12 protein-coding genes are annotated in these 14657 nt (G+C 69.8%); 6 read left to right on the top strand and 6 right to left on the bottom strand.

The annotated features are described in order from the left end of the window. Positions 1 to 4 precede the first annotated feature (4 nt). Positions 5 to 2086: a heavy metal translocating P-type ATPase gene (locus I4J89_RS07675; RefSeq protein ID WP_196413132.1), complete on the bottom strand. Its 2082-nt coding sequence runs from the start codon at positions 2084 to 2086 to the stop codon at positions 5 to 7. Positions 2087 to 2256: 170 nt separating this feature from the next. Between I4J89_RS07675 and I4J89_RS07670 the strand changes: the two genes are divergently transcribed. Beyond that, positions 2257 to 2964, top strand: a complete 708-nt coding sequence (locus I4J89_RS07670; RefSeq protein ID WP_196413131.1) for a hypothetical protein — start codon at positions 2257 to 2259, stop codon at positions 2962 to 2964. Between the two features lie 19 nt (positions 2965 to 2983). On the opposite strand, the gene I4J89_RS07665 is transcribed toward I4J89_RS07670, so the two are convergent. From I4J89_RS07665 to I4J89_RS07655, 3 genes are all read right to left on the bottom strand, one after another. Beyond that, entirely contained in the window at positions 2984 to 3601 is a 618-nt protein-coding gene (locus tag I4J89_RS07665) for a maleylpyruvate isomerase family mycothiol-dependent enzyme (protein WP_196413130.1), read from the bottom strand. A gap of 145 nt (positions 3602 to 3746) precedes the next feature. After that, positions 3747 to 4049 (bottom strand): class I SAM-dependent methyltransferase, encoded by a 303-nt coding sequence (locus tag I4J89_RS07660; protein WP_196413129.1) that lies wholly within the window; start codon positions 4047 to 4049, stop codon positions 3747 to 3749. 488 nt (positions 4050 to 4537) lie between these two features. Further along, entirely contained in the window at positions 4538 to 5464 is a 927-nt protein-coding gene (locus tag I4J89_RS07655; RefSeq protein WP_196413128.1) for an NADP-dependent oxidoreductase, read from the bottom strand. A 285-nt stretch (positions 5465 to 5749) separates the two neighbouring features. On the opposite strand from I4J89_RS07655, the gene I4J89_RS07650 reads away from it, so the two are divergent. Then, positions 5750 to 6604, top strand: a complete 855-nt coding sequence (locus I4J89_RS07650; RefSeq protein WP_196413127.1) for a helix-turn-helix transcriptional regulator — start codon at positions 5750 to 5752, stop codon at positions 6602 to 6604. Here the strand turns inward: I4J89_RS07650 and I4J89_RS07645 are convergent. Together I4J89_RS07645 and I4J89_RS07640 are read right to left on the bottom strand one after the other, a co-directional pair. Continuing rightward, positions 6546 to 7745 carry a sugar efflux transporter gene (locus I4J89_RS07645; RefSeq protein WP_309238226.1) on the bottom strand — a complete coding sequence of 400 codons (1200 nt, stop codon included), beginning with the start codon at positions 7743 to 7745 and terminating at the stop codon, positions 6546 to 6548. The two genes, I4J89_RS07650 and I4J89_RS07645, sit on opposite strands and share 59 nt — an antisense overlap. 44 nt (positions 7746 to 7789) lie before the next feature. Next, complete coding sequence (locus I4J89_RS07640) at positions 7790 to 8476, bottom strand: lytic polysaccharide monooxygenase auxiliary activity family 9 protein (RefSeq protein ID WP_196413125.1); 687 nt, start codon at positions 8474 to 8476, stop codon at positions 7790 to 7792. A gap of 659 nt (positions 8477 to 9135) precedes the next feature. Between I4J89_RS07640 and I4J89_RS07635 the strand changes: the two genes are divergently transcribed. From I4J89_RS07635 to I4J89_RS07620, 4 genes are read left to right on the top strand one after another with little or no spacing between them, the layout of a single operon-like run. Next, positions 9136 to 10092: a sugar phosphate isomerase/epimerase family protein gene (locus I4J89_RS07635; RefSeq protein ID WP_196413124.1), complete on the top strand. Its 957-nt coding sequence runs from the start codon at positions 9136 to 9138 to the stop codon at positions 10090 to 10092. A gap of 10 nt (positions 10093 to 10102) precedes the next feature. After that, complete coding sequence (locus I4J89_RS07630; protein ID WP_196413123.1) at positions 10103 to 12202, top strand: PQQ-dependent sugar dehydrogenase; 2100 nt, start codon at positions 10103 to 10105, stop codon at positions 12200 to 12202. A gap of 36 nt (positions 12203 to 12238) precedes the next feature. Beyond that, positions 12239 to 13336, top strand: a complete 1098-nt coding sequence (locus tag I4J89_RS07625; RefSeq protein ID WP_196413122.1) for a Gfo/Idh/MocA family protein — start codon at positions 12239 to 12241, stop codon at positions 13334 to 13336. Beyond that, the gene (locus I4J89_RS07620; protein WP_196413121.1) at positions 13333 to 14652 is read left to right on the top strand and encodes a nucleoside permease; all 1320 of its coding nucleotides are present in this window, start codon (positions 13333 to 13335) and stop codon (positions 14650 to 14652) included. Before I4J89_RS07625 ends, I4J89_RS07620 begins: the two co-directional genes overlap by 4 nt. Positions 14653 to 14657 lie beyond the last annotated feature (5 nt).

The following is a 14657-nucleotide window of genomic DNA, read 5'->3' as shown; positions in this document are numbered from 1 at the left end:
ACGGTCACTGCTCCTGCGGCGCCAGGCGTACCCGGCGCAACAGCTGGGCGTTCAGCGCCACCACGATGGTCGAGGCGCTCATCAGTACCGCGCCGATGGCCGGGCTCAGCGTGATCCCGGCCCAGGCCAGCACACCGGCGGCGAGCGGGATGGCCACGACGTTGTAACCGGCGGCCCACGCCAGGTTCTGGACCATCTTGCGGTAGGACGCCTTGGACAGCCGGATCACACCGGTCACGGCACGCGGATCCGAGGAGGCGAGCACGACGCCCGCCGACTCGATCGCCACGTCCGTACCCGCGCCGATCGCCAGGCCGACGTCGGCGCGCGCCAGCGCCGGCGCGTCGTTGACGCCGTCGCCGACCATCGCCACCCGCAGGCCGCGGGCCTGCAGCTCGGCGACGGCCCGGTCCTTGTCGGCGGGTAGCACCTCGGCGAACACCTCGTCGACGCCGGGCTGGAAGCCCAGGTCCGCGGCAACCGCCTCGGCCACCGGCCGGGCGTCACCGGTGATCATCACGATCTTGCCGATGCCGGCCCGGCGCAGCTGCTCGATGGCCTGCCGGGCCTCCGGCCGGATCTCGTCCTCCAGCGCGAACGCGGCGATCACAGCCGGTGCACCGGCATCGTCGAGGCGCAGCAGGTGCAGCACGGCGGCACCACGGCGCGACCATTCGTCCGCGGACGCCTCCAGCTCGGCGGGTACGGTGGCCGCCAGCTCGCGCAGCAGCGCCGGCCCGCCGACCGCATAGGTGTGCCCGTCGATCACCGCCTGCACGCCGCGGCCGGTCAGGGACCGGAAGCCGGTGGCGCTCGCGTGCAGTCCCCGCTCGTGGGCGACCGCTGTCAGCGCGCGGGCGAGGGGGTGCTCGCTGTCCGCCTCGACCGCTCCGGCGATGCGCAGCACGTCGGCGTCGGTGAATCCGTCGGCGGCGGCGGTGCCGGTGACCGTGTGGGCGCCCTTGGTCAGGGTGCCGGTCTTGTCGAACAGCACCGCGTCGACCGTACGCATCCGCTCCAGAGCGAGGCGGTCCTTGACCAGGATGCCGGCCTTGGCCGACAGGGCCGTGGACAACGCGATCACCAGCGGGATGGCCAGGCCGAGCGCATGCGGGCACGCGATCACCAACACCGTCACGGTACGGACGACGGACTGATCGAGGTCGCCGAGCGCCCACCAGGTGAGGAACGTGAGCAGCGCGGCCGCCGTGGCGATGTAGAACAGCATCGCCGCGAACCGGTCGGCGAGGACCTGCGCCCGGCCACCGGCAGCCTGCGCCTGCGCGACCAGCCGGCCGATGCCGGCCAGGGCGGTGTCCTCCCCCACGGCGGTCACGCGGACCCGGATCGCCGAGTCCGTCGCCACGGTGCCGGCCACCACGCGGTCACCGGCCTCCCGGGAAACCGGCCGGGACTCCCCCGTGATCATGGATTCGTCGAGTTCGGCCGCGCCCTCGACGATCCGGCCGTCGGCCGGCACCCGGCCACCGGACCGCACCAGCACGGTGTCGTCCACCGCCAGCGCCGCGACCGGCACCCGCTCGACGCCGCCGTCCACGGTGAGCCGTTCGGCGTCGTCGGGCAGCAGCGCGGCCAGGGCCGCGAGCGCCCCCTGGGCCTGGCCGACCGCCTTCATCTCCTGCCAGTGGCCGAGCAGCATGATGGTCACCAGCGCCGCCAGCTCCCACCAGAAGTCCAGGTCGAACAGGCCGAAGGTGGTCGCTAACGACGCCGCGTACGCGACGGTGATCGCCATCGAGATCAGCAGCATCATCCCCGGCGCCCGGTCGCGGACCTCGCTGACGGCACCGGCCAGGAACGGCCATCCGCCGTAGAAGAACACCGCGGTGCCCAGGACCGGCCCGGCCCAGGACATGCCCGGGAAGTCGATCGAGTAGCCGAACCACTCCATGATCATGGGGCTGGTCACGACGATCGGAATCGTCATGGCCAGGCTCAGCCAGAACTTTCGGCGGAACGCTTCCGGGTCGTGTCCGGCGTGCTTGTCGTGCCCCTGGTGGCCGTGGGCCCGCACATGGTGATCGTGCTCGGCCACCGCGTGGACGTCGTGGTTGTGCGCTTGCATGTTGACCACCTCCGATGCCGAACTTATACCCCCTGGGGGTATCTGACAAGGCGGTTGTATGTCTGAGGCGTCACACCTGGTCGGTACGGTGCTCTCATGGCGCACCCTCACACGCCGGATGTTCAACGCTCCCCGTTGGCGAGACCGCGCCGCCGGGGCATGATCGGTGCATGCGGAGCTGGACGGACGGGGACCTCGAGGCGGAGTTCGAACAGCGGCTCGACGAACTCCTCGCCGAGCTCTGTCCGGAATGGTCGGTCCCGCAAATCCCCGAGCCGTACCGCGGCGACCGGCGTCTCGTCGCATACGAGCGCCGAAACGTCAAACGCCTGCACCTCGGCAGGCTGCTTAGTACCAGCCCCGAGGTGGCCGCCGCGCTCGGTGACCGCGTACTCGACGTGGTGGCGTGCGACGAGGACGTCTCGTTCAACAAACAACTGATCAACCCGATGCTGGCGGCACTCGGCCGGCGTGCCGTACAGAACTACCTGATCGGGGTGGTCGAGACAGGATCGGAGCACAAGAAGGTCTGTGCCGTACGTGCGTGGTACTGGTCTCAGGTCAGTCTCTTGTACCGATCCGCCGAAGCCCTCCAGGCACGGCGGCCCACGCCGGACAGCCGCGCCGCGGACGACGAGGTGGCGGACTTGCGCGCCCGGTATCGGATCGCCTGCCTGACCGCGTTCGTCACCTGCCGGCAGACCGCCACGCGGGAATGGCTGGCCAAGGGGTTTCTCCTCAAGGAGGACTACTACCCGGCCAACCTTCATGGTCTCGTGGCGCAAGCCCGGGCAATCGCGGAGGCAGACGCGAATCGATACAGCAAGCTACTCGCCAGGAAGGACGACGGAACGAACCTGGCGCGGTGTCAGGCTTAGATCCGCGTGCTGGGCGCCGTCATTTGGTACGGCTCAGCAGCTCCGCGACCCCCTCACCGGACAGGTCGGCGAACGCCGCGTGACGACCGGTCAACGCGAGCATCACCGCTTCGCCGGCACCGCGAACCAGCGGGCCGCTACCCCATGACCAGTCCAGGTCGGTGGCCTCGAATCGCAGTCCGGCCGGCCGGCGCTTCGGCACGAAACCCACCGCCCTGCCGCCGACCAGGAAGTCCAGTGACACCCGCAGGCGCTCGGGTTGAAGATCGTGCGGAAGGCCCAGCGGCCTGCGGATGTCCTGCCCGTGCACCTGCAGGTCGGTGAGCTGCCCCGGGTAACCGACGATCGGCGGCCGGAACGGGTTCTCCGCGTTCGCCCGCAGCATCGCGGCGAGTTCGCCGGCGGGGCGGGCGGCCATCTGAGCGGCGAGCCGGGCGTTGGCCCGGTGAATGTTGAAGCCACTGCGCACCAGTAGCAGCAGGGCTGCGCCGTTCGAGCCGGCAACCGCCGCGACCAGGTGACCGACCACCTCCTTGACGGTCCAGGCCTCGCACAGGCTGCGTGTCCGCAGCTGCTCGGAACTCAACGATTCGACCAGATCAGCGAGCCGGCGGCGTTCATCAGCGATCATCCCCATGGCGTCCACCTCGGGCACGATATCGGGTGACGCACCGCGCTACTGCGCCGAGGCAACAGGCGGCCCTTGCTCGGGAGTGCCCCGCAGCCGGCTCACTGTCCACACGCGAGCGCGCCGGCCGCCCGGGGCGCTAAGGCCTTCGTGGTCAGGGTCTTGTTCGGCCCAACGTGGGTGCTGTCTGGCGGCCGTTGAGACAGCCGTCGGCCAGGTGAGCCAGCAGTGCGGCGCGCAGTACGGGTGATGGTTCGATCGCGAGGATGTCCGCCTCCGGCGCGAGTTCGGCGAGCAGGCGCACGCCCCGGCCGCTGCCGGAACCGAGGTCGGCCAGCGGGCCCGCCGCCGGGTCGAGGCCGCGCAGCGCGTCGGCGACCGGTTCGCGCAGAATGGTCCAGGCGTCGCGGATGAGGATGTCGAGGAACTCGCCGGATGCGGCGTATTCGTCGGTCACCCGGCCAGGTTATCCGGAATGGATGTCGTTTTCTACAACTCAATCTGTGCACCGGGCGCCGTGGCGCCGCAGGGCCTGCCGGTCGACCCGGCGCAGGTTGAGCGCGAGATGGCGGGCACCGCTGGCTGCCGCCGCCTGGCAGCCATCTCGCCGGTCCGGCTGCAAGCTCGACAGCCTGCGTGGTCAGGGTCTTGTCCGGCCCAACGTGGATGCTGTCCGGCGGCCGTTGAGACAGCACTGAGCGTGGGCCAAGCAATTCCGGCCCGACGTGGATGCTGTCTGGCAGCCGTTGAGACAGCACTGAGCGTGGGCCGAGCAAGATCGACTACGAAAGCCCTCTTGAGCATCTGGGCGGCGGGGTCTGGCGCATGTCGGCAACAACCCGCTGCCGCTCGGTGCGGGGGGCTTCGGCGAGGACAGCGTCCGGTTGCTGGCGGCAGTGGTCGCCGGCGTCGCGTGCCTGCGGAGCGGGCGGGCAGGGCAGCGCGTCACGGAACCAGAACGATCTTGCCTTTGACATGGCCGGACTCACTGAGTTCGTGTGCCTTGCGGGCGTCCTCCAGCCCCAGCACCTGATCGACGTACACGCTCAGCCGCCCTTCGCCGATCAGCTCGTTGATCTTCTCCAGGTCGTCCGCCGAGGGCGCCACATGGACCGCCGCATAGCGAAGGCCCCACTGCTCGGCTTCGGCCTCCGTCACGCCGGGATCGGTCCAGATCGCGGTCACCAGCAGGCCACCGGGCCGGAGGGTATCGAGCGACCGGCGGCCATAGGCGCCGCCGATCAGATCAAGAACGACATCCATGTCGCGTACGGCGACGGCGAAGTCATCGACGGTGTAGTCGACCGCCTCGTCGATGCCGAGGTCGTACAGGAAGTCGTGCCGGTCCTTCCGTGCGGTGCCGACCACGTACGCGCCGCGGGTCTTGGCGATCTGCACGGCGAGATGACCGATACCGCCCGCCGCCGCGTGGATGAGCACGCGCTGCCCGGCCGAGAGGTTCGCTACACCGACCAACGCCTGCCACGCCGTCAGCGCCACTGCGGGCAGCGCGCCGGCGTGCACGTGGTCCAGCCGTGGTGGCTTTCGTGCCAGGTCGGCGGCGGCGGCGGCCAGGTACTCGGCGTACGCGGCCGCCGGGGGTGCCGGCATGCCGTAGATCTCGTCGCCGGGGCGGAACCTGGTCACCCGCGAGCCGACCGCCTCCACCACGCCGGACACGTCGAACCCCAGCGTGTAGGGCGGATCACCGAAGAGCGGCGGGGTCCCGGAGCGGATCTTCCAGTCGACCGGGTTGACCCCGGCGGCTCGCACCCGCACCAGCACCTGGTCCGGACCGGGCTCGGGCCGGTCGGTCTCGATGAGCTCGAGCACCTCCGGGCCGCCGAAGGCCGACTGACTGATCGCGCGCATCCGGTGTGACATTCAGGGCTCCCCTGTCGAAAGTGGTCGCGTCCAACCGAGTGAAGCGACACGACAGCCACCCAACAAGGTGAGCATTCATCCTGGTACCAGCAGTACCAGGATCCGTGCTGTTTCCCGGCGGCCGCGTTGCGGCCGTGCGCGGCCGCGTGCTCGCGCTGGGAGAGCGGCGACGGGGTCGATATGGCGGGACGGCCGTCACGCGTACCGGAGAAATAGAGTGACCGGCAAGCAGAGCTTGACCAACCCGTCCGCATCAGTCAGGGAGTGCCGCCCATGCCCGGTCATCGGCAACGCGATGAGGCCCGGCGCAAGGAGTTCGCCGCGTTTCTGCGGGCCCGCCGCGCCGGGCTCCGGCCGTCCGATGTCGGCCTGCCGGCCGGCGCCGGGCGGCGGCGCACTCCCGGCCTGCGCCGTGAGGAGCTCGCGCAGCTCTCCGGTATCGGGCTGACCTGGTACACCTGGCTGGAGCAGGGCCGGAAGATCACCGCGTCGCCGCAGATCGTGGACGCGCTGGCCACCGCGCTGCGACTCGACGAGGAGAATCGCCGGCACCTATACACGCTCGCCGACCTGCCGGCGCCGTCCACCGGGCCGGAGCAGTCACCGGAGCTGCGGGCGATGCAGCGCATGCTCACCAGCCTGGAGCCGAATCCGGCGTACCTGATGGACCGGCATTTCGACATCCTGGCGTGGAACCGCGCGCAGGTGCTGCTGTGGACCGATCCGGGCGCCGTGCCGCCGGCCCAGCGGAATCTGATGTGGCTCGCCTTCACCGATCAGCGGCTCTCCTCGCTGGTCGTCGGCTGGGAGGAGACCGCGCGTGAACTGGTCGCCCAGTTCCGGGCGGCGGCCGGGCGGCATCCCGACGACCCGCGGTACGCCGAGCTGGTGAGCGCATTGCGCCAGGTCAATCCGCGTTTCGGTACGTGGTGGGACGAGTACCCGGTGGCCGGTTTCGACAGCGGGCTCCGCCGTTTCCGTCATCCCGTGGCCGGTCACCTCGAGCTCGACTCCGTGCATCTGCAGGTCGAGACGCATCCGGGGCTGACCTTGGTGTTGCACACGCCGGTCAGCTCCGAGGACGCGGCGCGGCTTCGCGATCTGATGGGTGCTGAGCGATCACCGTGAGGCGGGAACCGAGGCTGAAAGCGACCCCGCCCGACGCGGCGACCACCCCGCAGAGCAGGAGTGTCGTTCGATAGCCGAAGTGCTCGATCGCCACCCCGGACAGGATGCCGGAGACCAGGAGGCCGGCCGTGCACGCGTTGGCGAACAGCGTGGTGGCGCGGCCGGTCGCCGGGGCGAGGAGGTCCTGGAAGTATCGGATGCCGGCCGCTCCGACGATCGCGATCCCCACGCCGCGGAAGACCTGCGCGGTCAGGAGCATCGGCATGCCCGACGACACGACGGTCAGAGCGTAATAGCTGGCCAGGGAGCCGAAGCCGCCGAGCATCAGGGCTCGTTGCCCGAACCGGGCGGGTACGGCGGCCAGCCCCAGCGTGGCCGCCACCTCGACCGCGGCGCAGACGCTGAAGAGCACGCCGAGCGACGCGGGTTGCTGGTGCAGGGAACGCGTGACGTACAGCGGCAGCGCCAGACCGCCTGCGAACATGGCGGCGAAGAACAGGGTGACGCTGACGGTGAGCAGGACCGGGGTGGCGCCCGGCGACGAGGTCGCGATCGTGACGGAGCTGGGCCGCGGCACGACGAGAACGGTCAGCGCGGACGCGAGGAACACCCCGGCGGCCGTCCACATCAGCCATGAGTAGCCGCCCCGGGACAGCACGAGCGCGCCGAGCAACGGGCCGGCGGCCCACGCCAGGGACCAGGCCGAGCGCAGCAGCGGCGCCGATCGCTGGCCGGCGGCGCCCTCGCCGAGCACGGCGCGGGCCAGGGCGAACAACTGCGGAAAGGCGGCGCCCATCGCCCCGAGCACCGTCGCCGCCATCAGGAGCAGCAGCAGGAAGTTCGAGACCCGGGGCAGCAGCAGGTAGCCGGCCGAGCCCAGGAGGATCACGACGAACGCGTACGTCCGCGCGGGCCGCCGGTCGAACAGCCGCCCCAGCCACCAGCTGATCGTGATCCCGCCGATGGCGAACACCGAGGACCACACGCCGATCTGGAGCGGCGTCAGCCCGACCACATCGGCACCGAAGAGGACGATGTAGGAGTTGACCATCGCGTCCGCGATGCCGAGCAGCAGGACGGCGGCGAAGAGCGCGAGAAAGGGCACGGGATCTTCGTACCGGCCGGTTCGTTCGAGCGACACCGATTTAAGGCGGCCGGGCGGCGTCGCACCGCCCGGCCGGTGGTTCACCCGAAGTTGACGTCGGCGCACCAGTAGTAGACCTGGTCGGCGTGGCCCGCCTCCCAGACCGTGTAGACGATGTGCCGGCCGGTGAGCCCCGGTGCGCTCACCGGGATCTTCACCGAGACGCCGCCGAGCACCGGGTCGTTGGTGGTCTCGCCGACGCCCGGCCCGATCGGCCCGGTGTCCTTGAGCAGGATCAGATCGCTCCAGGAGAGCCGCTGCGTCAGCGGGTTGAAGCCCTGCCGGCTCACGTACACCCGGAAGTACTTCGCGCCGTGCCGCGCCTGGTCATGGGCCACCACCGTGAACGCGGCGGCGTTCGGGACGCGCGTCGCGACCCAGTTCCCGGGCGTGTCCAGAGCCGAGTAACGCGTCCCGCCGGTGTTCCCGGCGCTGCACAGGGTGCCGTTGGGAACGGCCGCCTGGTGGTTACCTCGCACGTTCTCCCGGTAGAGGCTGTTCCAGTTCCACATCGCGGTGGTGTCGGCCTGCCAGGCCTGCCAGCACATCGGGTCGGCGGTGGCCATGGCCGGGTTCTGGAAGTCGTTGCCCCAGCGCTTCCAGCAGCCGTAGTTGCGCGACGCGGGGTCGATCGTCGAGCCGTGCGCGTTGGCCGCGCCGGCCGGTGCGGTGACCAGCAGCAGAACAGCCGCCACCGCCACAGTGAGCAAACGGGTCGGGGTGAGCATGGCGCCTCCAGCATTCCTGCGATGAAGTCGGAATGACGCACGGCGGTCTCAACCCGCCGCCGGCTCCGGCGTCTGCCCCGCCACAGCCTCCCAATCTCATCCATATATGTCAATGTCACACCACGCACCCGGCGTGCCGTCCCGTCGATCTCGTGCGGGCCACTGCATTTAAATGGAATTCCACTCACCGCAGATTGTGACCACGGTAGACACACGGGCTCAATCTACGAGAACACGGCAGTAGCTAATTTCTCCCGGCAAAACCCCCCACCGCCGAGGGCACCGAGACGGGATCGGTCGTCTTGGATCTTATTCCGGGCTGACCTGCTACGACTACCCGCCTCAGTCAACGCCGCCGGAACACTTGCGCTGCTTCGCCACAGGGAGAAGCATTGTTTCCGATCGTTCCTCCAGACCCCGGGAATGACCAGTCCAGCCGGGCTCATGGAGATTTGCAGGTGATGCTCCTGGGGCTACTCGTTCGCTTTGACGGCGCCATCACAGAAAGGCGCGCCGGGCCGGCCACGCCGCCGAGGTGGACAACCCCGAGGACGCTCATCGACGCCGGATCCCCTTCCGCAATCCCCCACGCAACCTCCCGACCGTAGCGCCGACGTCGTCGCGGTCCGCCCCCGCGCGGGCCGGGAAGGAGACCGTCCATGTTCACCGCTCCCGCTGACCGTACAAACCGCACCGGGCTCTCGTTCGGCCGCCGTGCGTTCCTGCGCTCCAGCGCCGTGGCGGCCGCCGCCGGCGCCGGCGCCGCGGGCATCGTCGCCACTCCGGCGGCGGCCGGACACGACTCCGCCGCCGGCCGCCGCCGGGTGCCGGTCGACCGGATCAGCATCCAGCTCTACACCGTGCGTGACGCGCTGTCGGCCGACCCGGCCGGCACGCTCGCCGCCCTCGCGGACATCGGCTACACCAGGGTCGAGCTGGCCGGCACCGCCGGTCTCACGCCGGCCGCCTTCCGCGCGCTGTTGGACGCCAACGGGATCCGGGCCACGTCCGGGCACTTCGGCATCCCGCAGCCGTTCGACGCCACCGCCTGGCGGGCGACCCTGGCCGACGCCCGTACGCTGGGCTGCCGTTACGTCGTACATCCGTTCTTCGGTGTCGGGCCGAACGGCCCGATCCAGGACGCCGCCGTCTGGCGTGCCTTCGCCCAGGACCTCAACCGGGCCGGCGCGCTGGCCCGCGAGGCCGGGTTCCGGTTCGGCTACCACAACCACCACTTCGAGTTCCTGCCGCTGTCCGACGGCTCCGGCCGCACCGCCTTCGACCTGCTCACCGCGACCGCCGACCGGCGGCTGGTGCACATCGAACTCGACCTGTACTGGTCGTGGCGGGGTGCCGCCGACCCGGTGGACGTGATCCGCGCGCACCGGGGCCGGGTCCTGCAGTTCCACTGCAAGGACATGAACATCGAGAGCGGGTTCGCCGACCTGGGAACCGGTCTGATCGACTTCCGGCGGATCTTCGCGCAGTCCGATGTGGCCGGAGTGCAGGAGTACATCGTCGAACGCGACGACGCCGGTATCGACCCTCGAGAACCCGAGGACGCGCTGGACACGGCCGCCGTCGGGTACCGCTTCCTGCGTGACATCCGGTTCTAGGGACGACGCCATGACTCTGAGAAGAAGCACAACGGCGGCCGTCGTAGTAGCGACCTTCGCGGGGCTCACCAGCACGTCGCTGCCCGCCACAGCGCATCCCGGACACGAGCCGGCTCCGGTGCCGGCCGACCAGAGCGCGTTCCAGAAGGTGACGCTCAACGACCGGCCCGGCGAACCGATGAGCCTCGCGGTCCTGCCCGACCTGCGGGTGCTGCACACCGCCCGCACCGGCCAGGTACGGATCAACGTCCCGCGCACCGGGCTGAACCCGATCGCCGCCGACGTACCCATCTACCAGCACGACGAAGAGGGCCTGCAGGGCGTCGCGATCGACCCTGACTTCAAGCGCAACAACTGGGTGTACCTCTACTACTCGCCGCCGGGGAACACGCCGGTGGACGACCCCGCCACCCCGGACGTCAACGAGGGCGACGCGCCGACCACCGGCACCCAGGCCGACTGGGACCGGTTCAAGGGCGCGCTGCGGCTCTCCCGCTTCAAGCTGCGCGGCAACACGCTCGACCTGCGCAGCGAGCAGAAGATCATCGACGTTCCGGTGGACCGCGGCATCTGCTGCCACGTCGGCGGCCAGATCGACTTCGACAGCAAGGGAAACCTCTACCTGTCGACCGGCGACGACACCAACCCGTTCGAGTCCGACGGCTACGCACCGCTCGACGACCGGCCGGGCCGCAATCCGGCGTTCGACGCGCGCCGCAGCGCCGGTAACACCAACGACCTGCGCGGCAAGCTCCTGCGGATCAGGGTGAAGCCGGGTGGCGGCTACACCATTCCCCGCGGCAACCTGTTCGCGCCCGGGACACCCGGTACGCGCCCCGAGATCTACGCGATGGGGCTGCGCAACCCGTTCCGGTTCGACGTCAACGCGAAGACCGACCAGATCTACATGGCCGACTACTCGCCGGACGCGGATCACCCCGACCCCGCGCGCGGGCCGGCCGGGCACGGCCGGTGGATGATCATTGATAGGCCGGGCAACTACGGCTGGCCGTTCTGCGTCACCCCGACCATCCCGTACCGCGACTACGACTTCGCCACCGAGACCCCCGGACCGGCGTTCAACTGCGCCGCCCCGGTCAACGACTCGCGGTACAACACCGGGCGCCGGGTGCTGCCCCCGGTACGACAGCCGGAGATCTACTACTCGTACGAGTTGTCCCCGCTCTTCCCCGAGCTGGAGACCGGCGGCATCGGTCCGATGGCCGGGCCGGCGTACGACTACTCGGCGCGCAGCAAGTCGCGGATCAAGTGGCCGCGGGAGTTCGCCGGCAAGCCGCTGTTCTACGAGTGGACCCGCGACTACATCAAGGCCCTGTCGCTGACCCACGGCGACGTGACAGCGATCGAGGACGTCGCACCGGACATCGTGTTCGACAATCCGATGGACGTCGAGTTCGGGCCGGACGGAGCGCTCTACGTGCTGGAGTACGGCACCGGATACTTCGCCGAACTGCCCGAGGCGCAGCTGGCCCGGGTCGACTGGACCCGCGGCAACCGGACACCGGTCCCGGTGGTGACCTCGAACATCGACAACGGCCTGGCACCGATGACCGTACAGTTCAGCAGCGCCGGCACGGCGGACCCCGACGGCGACGCCCTGCGGTACGCCTGGGACTTCGACGCCGACGGCCGGGTCGACTCCCGCGAGCTGAACCCGTCGTTCACCTACACCGAGAACGGCGTCTACGAGGCGACGCTGAACGTCACCGACTCCACCGGCCGGCGGGCCTGGGCATCGGTGCGGATCGTCGTCGGCAACACGGTCCCGGTGGTGACACTGAACGCCGAACCCGCCGGCGGCACCTTCCAGTTCGGCGACGTGGTCACCTTCACGGTGACGGTCGAGGACGACGGGCCGATCGACTGCGCGAGAGTGAACGTGGCCTACATCCTCGGGCATGACGAGCACGGGCACCCGCTCACCTCCACGGCCGGTTGCGCGGGCTCGATCCAGACCTTCGTGGACACCGGGCACGCCGGTGCCAGCAACCTGCGCGGCGTCTTCGTCGCCAGCTACACCGACGCGCCGGAGGGCGGGCTTCCGCCGCTCAGCGGGTCGGACGAGGTGGTGTTCACGCCGACCCCATGACGGGCGGCACGTGAGCTCCGAGAGGAGTTGCTCTCCATGGCAGGTCTTCCCCGATCCGGGATCGTCGGCGCCGGTTTCATCGGCGAGGTCCACGCGCGGGCCGTACGCGCGGCCGGCGGTGTCCTCGCCGCCGTGGCGAGCCACGACCTGCCATCGGCACAGGTCGCGGCCACCCGGTTGATGGCGCGGCGGGCGGCGCAGTCCGGGGAGGACCTGGCCGAGGCCGACGACATCGACGTGGTGCACATCTGCACGCCCAACCACCTGCACGCTCCGCTCGCCGAACGCGCCATAGCCGCCGGGAAACACGTGATCTGTGAGAAGCCGCTGGCCACGTCCGTGGCCAGCGCCCGGCGGCTGGCCGAGCTGGCGGCCCGGGCACCGGTGGTCGCCGCGGTGCCGTTCGTGTATCGCTTCTACCCCACGGTCCGGGAGGCACGTGCCCGGGTACGCCGCGGTGACGCCGGGCCGGTACGCCTGGTGCACGGCTCCTACCTGCAGGACTGGCTGTCGCGTACGGAGGACCACGACTGGCGGCTCGATCCGGCGCTGGGCGGCGGCTCCCGGGCGTTCGGCGACATCGGCGTGCACTGGTGCGACGTCGTCGAGTTCACCACCGGCCACCGCATCACCCGGCTGGCCGCCCGCATGCTCACCGTCCCACGGGGAGCCGACCGGCCGGCGCCGTCCACCGAGGACGCCGCGACGGTCATGTTCGAGACCGACCGCGGAGCGATCGGCTCGGTCGTGGTCAGCCAGGTCTCGCCGGGACGCAAGAACCGGCTGTGGTTCTCGGTCGACGCGGCGCAGGCGTCGCTGCAGTTCGACCAGGAACTTCCCGATGCCCTGTGGGTGGGCGGGCGGGAGCAGAACGCGGTCGTGCCCCGCGGTACGGGGTCGCGCTACGACATCCTCCCGGCCGGTCATCCCCAGGGCTATCTGGACTGTTTCACCGCCTTCGTCGCCGACGTGTACGCCGCCACCGCGGGCGAGAAGCCCGACGGCCTGCCCACGTTCGGCGACGGTCTGCGTGCCGCCGTCGTCACCGACGCGGTCCTGACCTCCGCCGCGAACGGCGGCTGGGTCGAGGTACCGAGTGAAGGTCAAAGTATCGAGGAGGCCCCACCACCATGACGGCTCCGACAGCTCAGCCACCGAGCGCGATAAGCACGTCCATCCGCCTGAAGCTCTCGCTGATGATGTTCCTGCAGTTCTTCGTGTGGGGTGCCTGGTTCGTCACGATGGCCACCTACCTGGACAACAGCCTGGAGGCTTCCGCCAGCCAGATCAGCCTCGCCTATCTGACGCAGTCCCTCGGTGCGATCGCGGCACCGTTCATCATCGGCCTCATCGCCGACCAGTTCTTCTCCGCCCAGAAGGTGCTGGGGATCCTGCACCTGGCCGGTGCCGCGCTGCTGTTCTGGGCGTCCACCATGTCGACCTTCACGGCGTTCTTCCCGGTGATCCTCGGCTACATGATCCTTTACATGCCGACGCTGGCCCTGGTGAACTCGGTGTCGTTCCGGCAGATGACCAATCCGGAGAGGCAGTTCCCTGCGGTACGGGTGCTCGGCACGATCGGGTGGATCGTCGCCGGCGTCACCATCGGCTTGCTGGCCTGGGAACGCGACGAGCAACTGGCACAGACCTTCCGGATGGCCGCGATCGCCTCGTTGATCCTCGGAGTGTTCAGCTTCCTGCTCCCGGCCACCCCACCGACCCGGCGCGGCGAGAAGGCCAGCGTCCGCGACCTGCTCGGACTGGAAGCGCTGGGCCTGCTCAAGAACCGGTCCTACCTGGTGTTCTTCCTGTCCTCGATCGCGATCTGCATTCCGCTGGCGTTCTACTACAACTTCACCAACCTGTTCCTCAATGAACAGGGCGTCCGCTCAGCGGCGGCCGTGCAGTCCCTCGGGCAGGCCTCCGAGGTCCTGTTCCTGCTGCTGATGCCGTTCCTGCTGGTGCGCCTCGGCGTGAAGATGACGCTGGCCATCGGCATGGCGGCCTGGGCGTTGCGGTACGTCTTCTTCGCCTACGGCGACGCCGGCAGCCTGTACTGGATGCTGCTGCTGGGCATCATCCTGCACGGCATCTGCTACGACTTCTTCTTCGTCGCCGGCCAGATCTACACCGACAAGTTCGCTGGCGAGCGGTTCCGCAGCGCGGCGCAGGGCCTGATCACCCTGGCGACGTACGGCGTCGGCATCCTGATCGGATCGCTGGTGGCCGGCCCGATCGTGGACCGGTTCGTCACCGCCGACGGCCATGACTGGACCCAGATCTGGATCATCCCCGCCATCATCGCGGGTGTCGTGCTGGTGCTGTTCGTGATCCTGTTCAAGGACCAGCGCTCGGACCGGACGACGATCCTGGACGCGTCGAAGGTGACCCTGGAGGCACCGGGCCCGGTCACCCCGCGCGACGAACGGCGACGCCCGGAGACCGCCTGAAGCGA

Source organism: Actinoplanes aureus, assembly GCF_015704865.1.
Taxonomy (GTDB): Bacteria; Actinomycetota; Actinomycetes; order Mycobacteriales; family Micromonosporaceae; genus Actinoplanes; species Actinoplanes aureus.
This window is presented reverse-complemented; position numbering and strand designations above follow the sequence as displayed.

Coding starts and splice junctions, on each gene's coding strand:
- I4J89_RS07675 (WP_196413132.1), bottom strand. CDS start 2,086: ATGCAAGCGCACAACCACGACGTCCACGCGGTGGCCGAGCACGATCAC.
- I4J89_RS07670 (WP_196413131.1), top strand. CDS start 2,257: ATGCGGAGCTGGACGGACGGGGACCTCGAGGCGGAGTTCGAACAGCGG.
- I4J89_RS07665 (WP_196413130.1), bottom strand. CDS start 3,601: ATGGGGATGATCGCTGATGAACGCCGCCGGCTCGCTGATCTGGTCGAA.
- I4J89_RS07655 (WP_196413128.1), bottom strand. CDS start 5,464: ATGCGCGCGATCAGTCAGTCGGCCTTCGGCGGCCCGGAGGTGCTCGAG.
- I4J89_RS07650 (WP_196413127.1), top strand. CDS start 5,750: ATGCCCGGTCATCGGCAACGCGATGAGGCCCGGCGCAAGGAGTTCGCC.
- I4J89_RS07640 (WP_196413125.1), bottom strand. CDS start 8,476: ATGCTCACCCCGACCCGTTTGCTCACTGTGGCGGTGGCGGCTGTTCTG.
- I4J89_RS07635 (WP_196413124.1), top strand. CDS start 9,136: ATGTTCACCGCTCCCGCTGACCGTACAAACCGCACCGGGCTCTCGTTC.
- I4J89_RS07630 (WP_196413123.1), top strand. CDS start 10,103: ATGACTCTGAGAAGAAGCACAACGGCGGCCGTCGTAGTAGCGACCTTC.
- I4J89_RS07625 (WP_196413122.1), top strand. CDS start 12,239: ATGGCAGGTCTTCCCCGATCCGGGATCGTCGGCGCCGGTTTCATCGGC.
- I4J89_RS07620 (WP_196413121.1), top strand. CDS start 13,333: ATGACGGCTCCGACAGCTCAGCCACCGAGCGCGATAAGCACGTCCATC.